The organism is Oceanobacillus halotolerans (assembly GCF_010993955.1).
Classification (GTDB): domain Bacteria; phylum Bacillota; class Bacilli; order Bacillales; family Amphibacillaceae; genus Oceanibacillus_A; species Oceanibacillus_A halotolerans.
The window spans coordinates 1-12,784 of record NZ_WIXL01000010.1 but is presented as its reverse complement, the minus strand read 5'-3'; the positions used below and the strand labels follow the sequence as shown (position 1 = coordinate 12,784).

Genomic DNA, 12,784 nt, shown 5'->3' with positions numbered 1-12,784 from the left:
GCTGTTGTTTTTTCCGCAGGAGTCGACTGTCCTACACTCCAATCAACTATCATAAAAACATAATATATAATAAGAAGTGTTGATCCTATCAGTGGAGGAAATACACGTAGACTCCTGCGAGAGGAAAGGCCTAGGTGAGACCCCGCAAACGAGGAACGAGTTGAGGAGGCTCAACAGCCACCCGCGGTAAAGTAGACACTGTGAAAACGTAAAGTTTGAACAGATGTCGCACTTATGCCCCTGGTGAAAGCGAAGTGTATTTCCGGAGCGGGTAAATGCTCCAACCATCACCTCAAGTTACTGCTCATACTATAGATTATACGCAGTAGAAAACAACAATGAATGTGGAAAAAGCCGTGGTAAACCATTAATCAACGGCAAAGACATTTTTGAAAAAGGACTTAATATGATATAACATCCATTCAAATACTTGATCCACATGGGTCAATTCGCCATTCACTTCTCCAACAGATGCCATTAAGCCCTCTTGGTCAAATGGTTGTTCATCTATTAATTGGCCATTAATAATGGTCACATTTCCATCCACTGTCCCTTCAATAATGAGATTACCGTTTTTTACAACAAGGTCCCCTTCTACCGTAACATCATGTGGAACAATAACCGTCTCTCCATCAATAATTAAATCCTCTTGCTTGGAAACCACTAATTGATTATCCTGATTCCAAGATGTTAAAACACCACCAAACATGAAAATGAAAAAGATCGCTGCAGCCGTTAACACTGGATGTAATTTGAACCATTTTATATATTTCACATGTTTTTTCTCTGGAGGCAATTTTGCCATGACACTAGCTGTAAAATGATCTGGTGCTTGAATATTTTCCGTACTTTGAAGAAGTGTAACCGTTCGTTTCAACTCATGAAAATGTTGTTGACAGGTTTCACATTCCTCAAGGTGTTTTCGTAAAGTAGTCTCTTCTTCCTTTAAAATATCTCCATCTAAATATCGATGCATTAATTCAATAGCTTCTTTTTTACATTTCACGTCAACCTCACTCCTTACACGTGACGAAGTTTTTTCCGCAAGGCCTCTCTACCTCGATGAATTCGTGTTTTAACAGTTCCTAGTGGCATATCCATAATTTCACTTATTTCATTAAGTGAAAACTCCTCTATGTATCGAAGCATAATGATACTTCGATATTTTGCAGGAAGATTTGCTATTTCATTATGAATAAACTGTTTTAATTCAAGGCCTTCTACTTCTTCGTCTGGCTGTCGATGATCAGATGCTAGCTGTGAATACATATCCAATCCATCCGTTCCTTTAATCTCTGCATCAAGATAATAGTCTGGTTTTCGTTTTCGGATTCGATCAATCGTCAAGTTTGTTGCAATCCGATATAACCACGTTGAGAATTTTCGACGCTCATCAAATGAATGGATATTAACGTATGCACGAATAAACACCTCTTGTGCGATATCCTCCGCCTCGTGTGCATTTCCAATCATACGAAGACAATGGTGATAAATTCGGTCTTGGAAAAAAGCGACCACTTCTTCAAAAGCGGCGCGGTTACCTCTTTTTACCTGTATTATTTTATCCTTTATCAGTTGTTCCATATTAGCTACCTCCGCTTATTGCGGTATTTCAATTACGAATAGGTCTAGTAAAAGGTTTCATTTTGAACTTTATTTGAAAAATTCCTTTATGTATTGCAAAAAATTGGGTATTTTCTTAGTATAGTATACTAGATGGGAGGACATTTTTGTGGGAAACGCTGGTTTATTACAAAAAATTGAAGATTGCCGGAAAGAAATGATCATGTTAAGTAGTTCCTATGAAATGACATCCGAGATTGTCGTTCAATCTAGTAAAAAATTAGATGCCTTAATAAATGAATATCAAAACAATACAGACAGATAGTATAACAAACACTTAAGCGTAAGAAAGATCTAAAAGACCTAAATCATATTAGAAAAACTCGCATTCGCTCGTCTTTTAGCGAAGGTGTTAGCTTTTCTATACTTGGGACATTAAAATTTTAGCACGTCGAGTCCACTTCTTTGCTAAAACTTTATACTTTCCTAACGTGGAACAAAAGCTAGAAGCGCCTTGATCACCCCCTATTAGAAAACTAGGCTTTTCGCCAAGTTCTTATGGCGAAAGCCTTAGTTGCACTTATGCAGTAAGAACGTTTTGTTTCTTATCTGCCAAGCATAAGCCAAGCCTCGACGTGGCACTTTTTGTGCGTAATGTGGATTGGCTTATGACCTCGAGGGGGTAGGCGCTGGCCGATGAAAACTCGTGCGTCCTTAGGTCTATCGGCACTAGGACGTCAATCGCTCGAAGCTGGACGTGGCTGTTCCTGTATATGAACAAAATAAAGCCAACTTTTTATACATTCTTATCTTTTAAAAAAGACATTAAATTTTGGTATTGGCAAAACTTAATGTCTTTTTTCTACTGAAACTATTTAAGTTTTTCACCGAATAATGAGCCAACTAATCCAACAGCCATTGTTGCTGTTTTATTCTTCTCATCTAAAATCGGATTCACTTCCACAAATTCTGCAGAGGTGATTATTTCTGCTTCTGCAAGCATCTCCATTGCTAAATGACTTTCTCGGTAAGATAGTCCACCTAGTACTGGTGTTCCCACACCAGGTGCCTCAGCAGGGTCTAAACCATCAAGGTCTAAACTTAAATGTACCCCATCTGTCTTCTCTTTTAGGTAATCAATGGCCTCTGTCATTGCAGCTGACATCCCCATACGGTCGATTTCATGCATTGAGTATACTTTGATACCCATTTCTTGAATTAGTTCTTTTTCTTCGGGATCAAGCATACGTGCACCTATTATTACTATATTTTCTGGTTTTACTTTTGGTTGGTATTCTAAAATATTGGTCAGTTTGTCATGACCTAATCCTAGGCTAACTGCAAGTGGCATCCCATGAATATTTCCTGATGGAGAGGTATCTGCTGTATTTAAATCTCCATGAGCATCATACCAAATAACGCCTAAATTATCATAGTTTTGAGAAATACCTGCTAAACTTCCTATTGCAATACTATGGTCACCACCAAGAATTAAGGGAAAGCGATTCTTTCCTACTTCCTCTTTGACCATTTTGGCTAGGGTGTCATTTCCCTCAGCTACTTGATGTAAATTACGTAAATTATCTTCTTGCTTTGAATATTTACTATCAGGACGATTAATGGAAATATCGCCTAAATCGTGTGTATTGTAGTCTAAACGTTGTAATGTTTCAATTATTCCTGCATAACGCATCGCACTGGGTCCCATATCAACACCGCGACGGTTTTGACCAAGATCCATTGGAACTCCAATAATTGACATTTTCTTATTCATTTCATCAACCTCCCTATCCCTTTATTTTAGCCAAAATAATAGGAATGACTCAACTTGACACATAAATGTATATATATGCAAAAGCTAATGTAGTTTTAAAAATTAGGCTGTTTTCTAAAAGATTGTTGCTTTTTCAAGTAAAAATACTAAAGCATACATAGTTGATGTATTCTGCGTCGTTAAAATTGATTTCTGCTTAAATATATAATTGGAAGGGGGTGCCAAACCGAACTTGCAGGAGAAAGCGTAATAATAAAGCATCAATAAATTAGGCGATTCCTCATTCTGTTAATAGTGAAAAAATCCATATATTTATAGGAACTTCATCAAGCCAATTGGAAGACAAACATTTTTCGAGTATCAATTTAATAAGGCTAGAGATGCAACGTTAGAAACAAAAACGAATACGAAAGTAGCCAAATTAAAGGCTTAGAGAATTTTTCCCTAAGCTCAGTTAAAACGAATTAAAACGATTATTTCTTATGTATCTAACAAGCAACCTAATCTTACAATAATGGTTTTGCTCCAAATGAAGACACTTGAATATCCAGCGGTTTGATACCATGTTGTTCCCAAGCATTTCGTAATGCATCAGCTTTCTCTTGTGATGGCATAAATGCAACACCACAGTCTCCACCACCAGCTCCAGATGGTTTCCCTGCACCACCATACCTTTCTGCTAAATCACATAAAGTACTTAAGCTAGGTGTTTCTATTGATACATTTGCATGATCTCCTAAAGTGGATAACGCATGTCTATTTTGTCGTATCCCATTTAATAACAATGCTTTATCTTCTTTTGCTATACCACCCAAGAATTGATTAATAGCATTTTCACTATCTGAAAGAAATTGTTCATATAAGTCTGGTTTAATAGCTTTCAATTGACCAATTTGATCCACTAACTTTCCTGTAGATGCTGGTTTTCCAGTCCAACCAATACAAATATGAATAGAGTCTGGTAACGCTAGAGGTGTAGCCGTAAAATAAATCCAATCTTCATCTATAAGGTCACTTAATCGGTCTGCATTTGTATATGCGTTTCTTAACCAATCCGCCTGAAAGGATGTATATTGCAATATGCCACCATAAGAGGAGGCAGCTACATCTGCTCCCGAACCATTTCCTTGTGTTTTCACATGTGTAATAGCAGCTAATTTATAAATGAGCTCTGCAGAAGGTTTTGTTGACGGATAGTAATGTAGTATAGCTGCAATGACAGAGGTGACCACAGCTGCACTAGAACCTAGGCCATACTTTACACCAGATTGATCATCTAATTCACTTCTAATTGTTAAGTGAAAACTTCCTAATGAAATTCCACATTCCTGTACATATGTAAGAGCAACCGTCATTGCTTTTTCAGCAAAGTGAGTTCGGGAATCATTTGTATTAATCGTGACATCTTGATTCGCAAATTCCCAATCTAATGCTACTAAGTTAAAGTTCTCTAATGTTATTGCATTCTTCTCTTCTTCTTCAATTGTTGCGTAGACAAATCGATCAACCGCCATTACTACCGATTGATGATACGCTTCTAGTACAGCGAATTCACCTGCCAGCATCAATTTTCCTGGAACTTTTATTGTTAAAGGTGTATGTGACAAAATGTTCAACCCCTATAGGTAGGTTACTCCTTGACCTGATCGACTTAGTCTAACATCCGTTACACCAGGTATGGTACGGAGTGTTTTTTCTACTTCTGCCTCATTTTCTGGTAAATAAATTACTTTTACATTCGGACCAGCATCAATTGTAAAATAGGCAGGTATCCCTTTATCACGCATATCCTTAACTGTTTGCATAACCGCCATTGTTGTATCGTGCCAATAAGTAAATGGTGGATTGGCACCTAATGTCGTTGCATGCATTCGTAAGCAATTTGCTTCTGCAATCCTGCCGACTGTCTCAAAATCACGAACATGTATGGCTTCTTTTATTTGCTTCAAGTCATGTGGAATACTATCTACCCAACTCGAGTAAAATGGCGAAGTCTCTACAGTACGTTTCATTCCCTTTCTACTGGAAACCTTTTTCATTTTCGAAGAGAGGACAACTGCTGCAACCCGAATATCCCAATGATCAGGTGGTGCAACTTGAACAGCGTAAGAGTCTGATCCGTCTTCCTTTTCACCTTGCTCCCACTCCACAAAACCACCTAATATAGACCGGCAGGCAGATCCTGAGCCTTGTCGGGTAATACGTGATAATGCTTGATTAGATAAATCCATTTCTAATGCGCGTGTTGCAGCTGCAGCTAATGCAGCAAATCCAGAGGCAGATGAGGCAAATCCAGCAGCAGTAGGGACGTGATTTATAGATTGAATAACAGCATAGATAGATGGCTTTTCCGCATAACCTCGAATGAGATCCATAAATTTTGTAACACGGGTATATTCTGGACCTGTTATGGGCTTATCATTTAAATAAAACTGATCTGCTTTTAAATTATCCCTAAACTCTACCGTTGTAGTTGTATAAAAACCATCCAACGTAAGGGAAAGGCTATTATTCATTGGCAATATCAATGATTCATCACGCTTCCCCCAATACTTTATTAACGCGATGTTCGTATGTGCTTTTGCTGTTGCCTTCATCGTGAATCCCCTTTATCTATAATATACTTCTTTTAAAACGTTTAGTCTTGTTTACGTAATACAAAAGACCAGACTGCATGTGCTCCAAAATTCTTTAGCTTTTCGGAAAGCTGTCTGGAATGGATTTCATTACGAGCTAATGCAATGATGCATCCACCATTACCACCACCAGTTAATTTCGCTCCTAATGCACCTTCCTGTCTTGCAAAGTAAATTAAGCGATTTAATCCTGCATCACTTACACCTAGTGCTTCTAACTCCTTTTGTGCTTCATTTAACATATTACCGAGTAACTGTTTACTAGCCTTTTCAAGTGCTTCTTTTGCTTGATGGGTGAGCTCCCCAATTCGTTCAAGACGTGATTGAATTCTCTTAGGTGCTGATCTAAGTAATCCAGCAACAGAATCAACAGCTAGCTTCGTATCCCCCATTCTACCTGAATCTGCTACGACAAAGTGAAAATCATTTGATGGCTTAATTAATTCCATCGGTTTTTCTTTCTCATACCAAATTGGTGACTCTGACGTAATAGTTAATGTATCAATTCCACTCGGTGCCCCATGTGCATACGTTTCTGCTATGTTAGCCAATTTTAGTAACTCATCATCTGTATAATGGTAATTGACATAGGCAAATAATGAACGAATAACCGCTATAGCAACAGAGGCACTAGAACCCAATCCTTTCCCTGGAGGAATAGAGGACTTTATACGAATCAACAGATCTTTATTGGGCATATCTAGATGATCTATTGTTGCTTTTACACAATTGACTAATCCACTTAGTGTCTCAGGGGCTAATTCTAATGGGCCGTGGTAGAATGTACTGTCTAACTTAATTGTACCAGGCACGTGTTCTACTTCTGCCTCAATTCCTACTAACGGAAATGGGATGGCTATTGCAGGTTGTCCGTGTACAACTGCATGCTCCCCAATCAAGATTAATTTACTATGAGCTATACCAATAGCTGTTTGTTCTGATGTAGTTGCTTTTTCTAAATTCATTTTTTATATTCTTCCACCAATTCTTTAGCTTTTCCAACACGGATTTCTTTTTCATCTCTTAAACGTTCTGCAATGATATCAATCATCTCCCCTGTGGCACCTGCTGCGATTGCAACAGATCGAGAATGTAAAGCCATATGGCCCTTTTGAATACCATCTGTAACCAATGCTTTTAATGCCCCGAGATTTTGCGCTAAGCCAACCGCCACAATAACTTGTGATAATTCCTGAGCAGAGTGTATATCTAATAATTTATGAGCCATTTGTGAAATAGGATGAACCCGAATGGCTCCACCCACCGTTCCGATTGACATCGGTAATTCAAGTTCTCCTACTAAATTTCCATTCTCATCGGCTTTCCATGTTGTCATCGAACTATACTGTCCATGACGAACAGCATATGCATGTGCACCTGCCTCTACCGCACGCCAGTCATTACCTGTAGCAATAACAACAGGGTCAATCCCGTTCATAATTCCTTTATTATGTGTCACTGCACGATATGGGTCTGACGCAGCGAACTCATATGCATGGATGACACCATCTCGCACTTCTTCACCAGTGAAATCACCTGTTGCCAATAGCTTAGGCGGTATCACACATCTTGCTTTTGCTAAACAACGATCTGCATAGTTGGAGAGGATCCGTAAATATACTTTACCACCTGTTAATTCTTCTATAGTTGGTGCCAATGATTCTGCCATTGTATTAATAATATTCGCACCCATGGCATCACATGTATTGATATATAAATGAAAAACAAGCATTTGATTATAAAGAGAATCTGCTTCTTCATTTAGTATACGTACGTCAATATCTTTTGCTCCTCCACCTCTAGCTACTATACTAGGGTATGCAGCATTCGCTTCCTTAATCAAGGTTTCTTTTGCATCTAATAATACCTGTTTGGCAGCACGGTAGTCAGAACAGCCAACAACTTGAATTTGCCCTATCATATCTCTTTCTGTTGCTTCTGTCGAAAATCCTCCTGCATCCCTAACAATTTTAGCAATATGACTTGCTGATGCAACTACTGATGGTTCTTCAATAGCCATTGGTACAACGTATTCTTTTTCATTAATAAGAAAATTCAATCCTAGCCCTAATGGTAATGGGAATGTACCGATTACATTTTCAATCATTTTATCAGCTGTTTCAACCTGCAATGGTTCCTTTGAAAATAAATACTCCGTTTCATCATCAGAAATCCATTCCATATTTTGAAGTAGCTCACGTCTTTCCTCAACTGCCATTTTGTAAAAGCCTGGAATTCTAGAAGACTTCATGCCATTTCACCCTTTATATTCGAATATAGGATCGACCGAGACCAAACTAGTATAAATAGATATACCTCTTAAAAACTAAAGGTTACACATATATAACGATTATAAATAAAAATTACTGTATCTATTATGTAAAAAAACGCCTTAAAATGCAAATAAACAAGGTTGTTTACAGTCATAAGAACCTTGTTTAAAAAAATGAAATATTTATGATATATCAACACCTAAACAAAACTAATTACCTCAATGATAAAACGCGGAAAACTTCCTTAATAAACATAGCGTCCCAGTCATATCTTCTGTGATGAGCCATGGAGGATTCCGACGCTTTAGCTAGTCCTTGCTTCCTAATCGGGAGCAAGGGGAACCGGAGGTGAGAATCCGACCGTTTTCTTCTGTGATGAGCCATGGAGGATTCGAACCTCCGACCCTCTGATTAAAAGTCAGATGCTCTACCAACTGAGCTAATGGCTCATTTAAATATACTTTCTTATTGGATGGCGAGCGTTCATTGGTGCTCGTCATGTTGCATGTTTGTTTCGATGAAGTCGCATTCCTCGCAAGCCTGCACTTAGTTGGCTTTTCGATGATGCGGGCGGCTAGCTAATGGCTCATTTAAAATATACTTTCTTATTGGATGGCGAGCGTTCATTGGTGCTCGTCATGTTACATGTTTGTTTCGATGAAGTGCATTCCTCGCAAGCCTGCACTTAGTTGGCTTTTCGATGATGCGGGCGGCTAGCTAATGGCTCATTTAAAATATACTTTCTTATTGGATGGTGAGTGTTCATTGGTGCTCGTCATGTTGCATGTTTGTTTTGATGAAGTCGCATTCCTCGCAAGCCTGTACTTAGTTGGCTTTTCGATGATGCGGGCGGCTAGCTAATGGCTCATTTAATCTTGCTACACCATTATCTAAGTATGTATAAGACATAAAAATGGCTGGGCTACCAGGATTCGAACCTGGGGTACACGGGATCAAAACCCGATGCCTTACCGCTTGGCTATAGCCCAACATGATTTATATTATTATCTTGTCCATCCAATAATATGGACAACAATTCTTTTATTTATACACTAAATAAAAAATTAATGGTGGAGGGGGAGAGATTCGAACTCCCGAACCCTGAGGGAGCGGATTTACAGTCCGCCGCGTTTAGCCACTTCGCTACCCCTCCATCATAATTTTAACCTAATTAAACTTTTTATTCATAAAAAATGGTGCCGGCCAGAGGACTTGAACCCCCAACCTACTGATTACAAGTCAGTTGCTCTACCAATTGAGCTAGGCCGGCATTTTTAATATAATTGTATTTCATTATATTCACTTTTTATTCTTTGTATTTTCGTCGTGTTGTAAGGTCACTTAGTGGTGTCTCACTCCTGGCAACTAGTAAGTCTATTCGGTGAAGATCTGTTCGTTGTCTCTACCAATTAAGTTGAGCCAGCATTTAATATGAATTCTACTTCATTTATGGAGTTCTTATTCTCTTTATTTATTTAAATTGATTCTATGGTGGAGGATGCAGGGCTCGAACCTGCGACCCCTTGCTTGTAAGGCAAGTGCTCTCCCAGCTGAGCTAATCCTCCATTTGGTGACCCGTACGGGATTCGAACCCGTGTTACCGCCGTGAAAGGGCGGTGTCTTAACCACTTGACCAACGGGCCAAACTATATGTCATTTTTCTCAAACCGACAAAATTTATTATATACAGTTACATTCAATTTGTAAAGAGATAATCAAAACTTTTTTTAAAATTCATCTTGTCTTTTTATGTTTATTTACACAGCAGTGTAAGTCTTGTAGTCCAATATAATAAAGTTGTTTCTCATAGTAGACAAGTTAGGTTATAATATAAGAGCAACTACTAATTGGAGGTGCTAAAAATGTCATTACTTAAGGGTAAAACTATTTTGATAATGGGTGTAGCAAATGAGCGTAGTATAGCTTGGGGGATAACAAAATCATTACATAATGCAGGAGCAAATTTGATTTTTACAAATAGACAAGAACGTTCTTACCGAAAATTAACAAAGCTACTAGAGAAACATAATATAGAACCTACCTTAATGGTTACATGTGATGTTGCTAGTGATGATAGCATCCAAGCAGCATTCCAAAAAATAAAAGAAAAAGTAGGTGTTATTCATGGCGTAGTACACTCTGTTGCATTTGCTAATAGAGAGGAATTACAGGGTGAATATGCAGATACTTCCAGAGAGGGCTTTTTATTAGCACAGGAAATCAGTGCTTACTCATTGGTTGCGGTAACAAGAGCAGCTAAAGAAGTTATGACAGAAGGTGGTAGTATTGTTACCCAAACATACTTAGGGGCAGAACGCGTTATAAAAGACTACAATGTCATGGGGGTAGCAAAAGCATCCTTAGAGGCTAGTGTACGCTACTTGGCAGAAGATGTTGGGAAATACGGAATACGTGTAAACGCCGTATCAGCAGGGCCAATTCGTACATTATCTGCAAAAGGAGTATCTGGCTTTAACGAAAAGTTCTCTGTCATAGAAGAAAAGGCACCATTACGGCAGAATGTTGACCAAGATCAGGTCGGGGATGCGACACTTTTCTTTGTAAGCGATCTTTCCAGAGGAGTTTCTGGAGATGTGCTTCATGTTGATTCTGGTTTTCACATAATTGGTGGATAATGAAATTAATCTTAAAACGCTTGAACTAAAATATAGCAGTTCAAGCGTTTTATCGTATTTTGCCTTCACTTGTGATAGTTCGTTTATTTTAATAACTTTTATGTACAAGCATTTTATTTATTACTTCATTTTCATAGAACACATTAACTTATCATAATGAAATAGCTACTGTAAATATCCATAATCATCATTAGTTTCTAAACAAGCAACGATCCTCTTGAAATAGCCTTGATTTTCTGCATTAAAATGTTACAGTAATTTTTATTTTTTGTTTAGTTGCATATAATCTGGTATAAACCCCAATTACCGAGGAGGATATTCGATGAAAGAATGGTTTACAACTGTAGGAGGAGAACCATTTAATACTTTCGGTACCAGTCATCTTTTAGCAATAACCGTCTCTTTTATCGGAATATTATTAATTATTAATTTTAGAAAAAATATACGTACAAATCTTTTTTTATACCAAGCCATCCGATACTCTCTTTTTATTATTCTAATTACAGCTGAATTAGTTTATCAACTATGGGCACTTAAGAATAACATTTGGAATCCACAAGAGTTCATACCGCTTCATTTATGTGGTATTGCGGGAATTACCGCTGCTGTTGCTTTAGTAACGAATAACAAAAAATTAATTTTACTAACCTATTTCATTGGTTTTATTCCTCCACTTTTAGCATTGTTAACACCAGTTTTACCATATGATTATCCTCATTTTCGCTACTGGAAGTTTTTCATTCATCATATGGCCATATCTTGGTCCGCAATTTTTTTAATCATAACAATTCCATTAAAAATCAGCTGGCGTGATATGTTTCATTCTTATGGGTATCTAATAGGATATGCAGCGGTTATTGGTTTCCTTCTTAATCCTATGTTAAATGCAAATTATTTATTTCTTAATGAGTCTCCAACTGGACATACACTGCTCACTTTACTAGGAGATGGAATTTTCTATTATGCTAATCTTTGTCTTCTCGCACTTATACTTTTCAGTTTACTTGTTGTATTTCATAAGATATTTTCTCGGAAATAATAAATTATCTTAATTGGCCCACGACAAATGATGACTTGATGTGTAATAACAGGGGGATTCAACAGCTAAAGATCCCACGGGAAACTGAAGGGTTCTCCCCTAAAAAAGCGACAGCTTGAAGCGGAAATCAACATGGCAAATATGCCAAATTTTATACCAACTCCGATGGCAGTAAATCAACAAAGCATACGAAAAGAGCCTAAAAAAACGCTTAATCCCATATGAGACAAGCGTTTTACGAAGAGCTTCCAAGCGGACTTGAACCGCTGACCCCTACCTTACCATGGTAGTGCTCTACCGACTGAGCTATGGAAGCATAAAAATGGCTCCACAGGTAGGATTCGAACCTACGACCGATCGGTTAACAGCCGATTGCTCTACCACTGAGCTACTGTGGAATAATCATAATGAGTATTTCATTGCATTATAATCTAATGTTGTTGTGTTCGTCGTGTTGCATGCTTTACAGTGTTATTGCACTCCTCACAAGCCTACACATAGTAGTTTACTCGCCGATGCTTGCGGCTAGCTACTGTGGAATAATCATAATGAGTATTTCAAGTAATTATTATTATATCGTAATTTTATTCAGAACCAATATCTATATTTAGTATTGCTATGTGTTTAATATTATATACAAATACATTGTATTTTTTCAGAAACTTAATTAGATAAAAGCCTGGCGGCGTCCTACTCTCGCAGGGGCAAAGCCCCAACTACCATCGGCGCTGGAGAGCTTAACTTCTGTGTTCGGAATGGGAACAGGTGTGACCTCTCCGCTATTGCTACCAGACATTTATACATCTTTACTTTTTTCAAAGACAAGATATATTATATTTATTTTTTGATAGAAATGCAAGGGC

At 37.9% G+C, this 12,784-nt stretch carries 10 protein-coding genes, 8 tRNA genes and 1 rRNA gene; 3 read left to right on the top strand and 16 right to left on the bottom strand.

The window, feature by feature from the left end; translation table 11 throughout:
• Positions 1–367 precede the first annotated feature (367 nt).
• Together GHC26_RS11520 and sigW are read right to left on the bottom strand one after the other, a co-directional pair.
• Positions 368–1,006, bottom strand: a complete 639-nt coding sequence (locus tag GHC26_RS11520; protein WP_163971421.1) for a zf-HC2 domain-containing protein — start codon at positions 1,004–1,006, stop codon at positions 368–370.
• A 14-nt stretch (positions 1,007–1,020) separates the two neighbouring features.
• Positions 1,021–1,584 carry an RNA polymerase sigma factor SigW gene (sigW, locus tag GHC26_RS11515; protein ID WP_163971420.1) on the bottom strand — a complete coding sequence of 188 codons (564 nt, stop codon included), beginning with the start codon at positions 1,582–1,584 and terminating at the stop codon, positions 1,021–1,023.
• Positions 1,585–1,732: 148 nt separating this feature from the next.
• On the opposite strand from sigW, the gene GHC26_RS11510 reads away from it, so the two are divergent.
• Entirely contained in the window at positions 1,733–1,888 is a 156-nt protein-coding gene (locus GHC26_RS11510; RefSeq protein ID WP_163971419.1) for an aspartyl-phosphate phosphatase Spo0E family protein, read from the top strand.
• A 546-nt stretch (positions 1,889–2,434) separates the two neighbouring features.
• Here GHC26_RS11510 and rocF read toward each other — a convergent pair.
• The 11 genes from rocF to GHC26_RS11455 form a co-directional block, all read right to left on the bottom strand.
• The gene (gene rocF / locus GHC26_RS11505; RefSeq protein ID WP_163971418.1) at positions 2,435–3,337 is read right to left on the bottom strand and encodes an arginase; all 903 of its coding nucleotides are present in this window, start codon (positions 3,335–3,337) and stop codon (positions 2,435–2,437) included.
• Positions 3,338–3,843: 506 nt separating this feature from the next.
• Positions 3,844–4,944 carry a phosphomevalonate kinase gene (locus GHC26_RS11500; protein ID WP_163971417.1) on the bottom strand — a complete coding sequence of 367 codons (1,101 nt, stop codon included), beginning with the start codon at positions 4,942–4,944 and terminating at the stop codon, positions 3,844–3,846.
• Positions 4,945–4,956: 12 nt separating this feature from the next.
• Positions 4,957–5,934: a diphosphomevalonate decarboxylase gene (mvaD, locus tag GHC26_RS11495; RefSeq protein WP_163971416.1), complete on the bottom strand. Its 978-nt coding sequence runs from the start codon at positions 5,932–5,934 to the stop codon at positions 4,957–4,959.
• Positions 5,935–5,975: 41 nt separating this feature from the next.
• Positions 5,976–6,938 (bottom strand): mevalonate kinase, encoded by a 963-nt coding sequence (mvk, locus tag GHC26_RS11490; RefSeq protein WP_163971415.1) that lies wholly within the window; start codon positions 6,936–6,938, stop codon positions 5,976–5,978.
• A complete protein-coding gene (locus GHC26_RS11485) occupies positions 6,935–8,224 on the bottom strand; it encodes a hydroxymethylglutaryl-CoA reductase, degradative (RefSeq protein WP_163971414.1) in 1,290 nt (429 codons plus the stop codon). The genes mvk and GHC26_RS11485 overlap by 4 nt, the downstream gene beginning before the upstream one ends.
• 398 nt (positions 8,225–8,622) lie before the next feature.
• Positions 8,623–8,695: transfer RNA gene (locus GHC26_RS11480), tRNA-Lys, on the bottom strand.
• Positions 8,696–9,160: 465 nt separating this feature from the next.
• Positions 9,161–9,235: transfer RNA gene (locus GHC26_RS11475), tRNA-Gln, on the bottom strand.
• Positions 9,236–9,314: 79 nt separating this feature from the next.
• A tRNA-Tyr gene (locus GHC26_RS11470) sits at positions 9,315–9,399 on the bottom strand.
• Between the two features lie 41 nt (positions 9,400–9,440).
• A tRNA-Thr gene (locus GHC26_RS11465) sits at positions 9,441–9,516 on the bottom strand.
• A gap of 219 nt (positions 9,517–9,735) precedes the next feature.
• Positions 9,736–9,811, bottom strand: a tRNA-Val gene (locus GHC26_RS11460).
• A gap of 3 nt (positions 9,812–9,814) precedes the next feature.
• A tRNA-Glu gene (locus GHC26_RS11455) sits at positions 9,815–9,889 on the bottom strand.
• Between the two features lie 219 nt (positions 9,890–10,108).
• On the opposite strand from GHC26_RS11455, the gene fabI reads away from it, so the two are divergent.
• Together fabI and GHC26_RS11445 are read left to right on the top strand one after the other, a co-directional pair.
• A complete protein-coding gene (gene fabI / locus GHC26_RS11450; protein ID WP_163971413.1) occupies positions 10,109–10,882 on the top strand; it encodes an enoyl-ACP reductase FabI in 774 nt (257 codons plus the stop codon).
• Between the two features lie 322 nt (positions 10,883–11,204).
• Positions 11,205–11,921 (top strand): YwaF family protein, encoded by a 717-nt coding sequence (locus GHC26_RS11445; RefSeq protein ID WP_163971412.1) that lies wholly within the window; start codon positions 11,205–11,207, stop codon positions 11,919–11,921.
• A 243-nt stretch (positions 11,922–12,164) separates the two neighbouring features.
• Here GHC26_RS11445 and GHC26_RS11440 read toward each other — a convergent pair.
• From GHC26_RS11440 to rrf, 3 genes are all read right to left on the bottom strand, one after another.
• Positions 12,165–12,237 (bottom strand) — tRNA-Thr (locus GHC26_RS11440).
• A 7-nt stretch (positions 12,238–12,244) separates the two neighbouring features.
• A tRNA-Asn gene (locus GHC26_RS11435) sits at positions 12,245–12,319 on the bottom strand.
• Between the two features lie 279 nt (positions 12,320–12,598).
• Positions 12,599–12,714, bottom strand: a 5S ribosomal RNA gene (gene rrf, locus GHC26_RS11430).
• Positions 12,715–12,784: the final 70 nt, after the last annotated feature.

What these genes read in the sequence shown, in the direction of transcription:
- mvaD (WP_163971416.1), bottom strand. Translation starts at nt 5,934, where the DNA reads ATGAAGGCAACAGCAAAAGCACATACGAACATCGCGTTAATAAAGTAT.
- mvk (WP_163971415.1), bottom strand. Translation starts at nt 6,938, where the DNA reads ATGAATTTAGAAAAAGCAACTACATCAGAACAAACAGCTATTGGTATA.
- GHC26_RS11485 (WP_163971414.1), bottom strand. Translation starts at nt 8,224, where the DNA reads ATGAAGTCTTCTAGAATTCCAGGCTTTTACAAAATGGCAGTTGAGGAA.
- sigW (WP_163971420.1), bottom strand. Translation starts at nt 1,584, where the DNA reads ATGGAACAACTGATAAAGGATAAAATAATACAGGTAAAAAGAGGTAAC.
- fabI (WP_163971413.1), top strand. Translation starts at nt 10,109, where the DNA reads ATGTCATTACTTAAGGGTAAAACTATTTTGATAATGGGTGTAGCAAAT.
- GHC26_RS11445 (WP_163971412.1), top strand. Translation starts at nt 11,205, where the DNA reads ATGAAAGAATGGTTTACAACTGTAGGAGGAGAACCATTTAATACTTTC.
- rocF (WP_163971418.1), bottom strand. Translation starts at nt 3,337, where the DNA reads ATGAATAAGAAAATGTCAATTATTGGAGTTCCAATGGATCTTGGTCAA.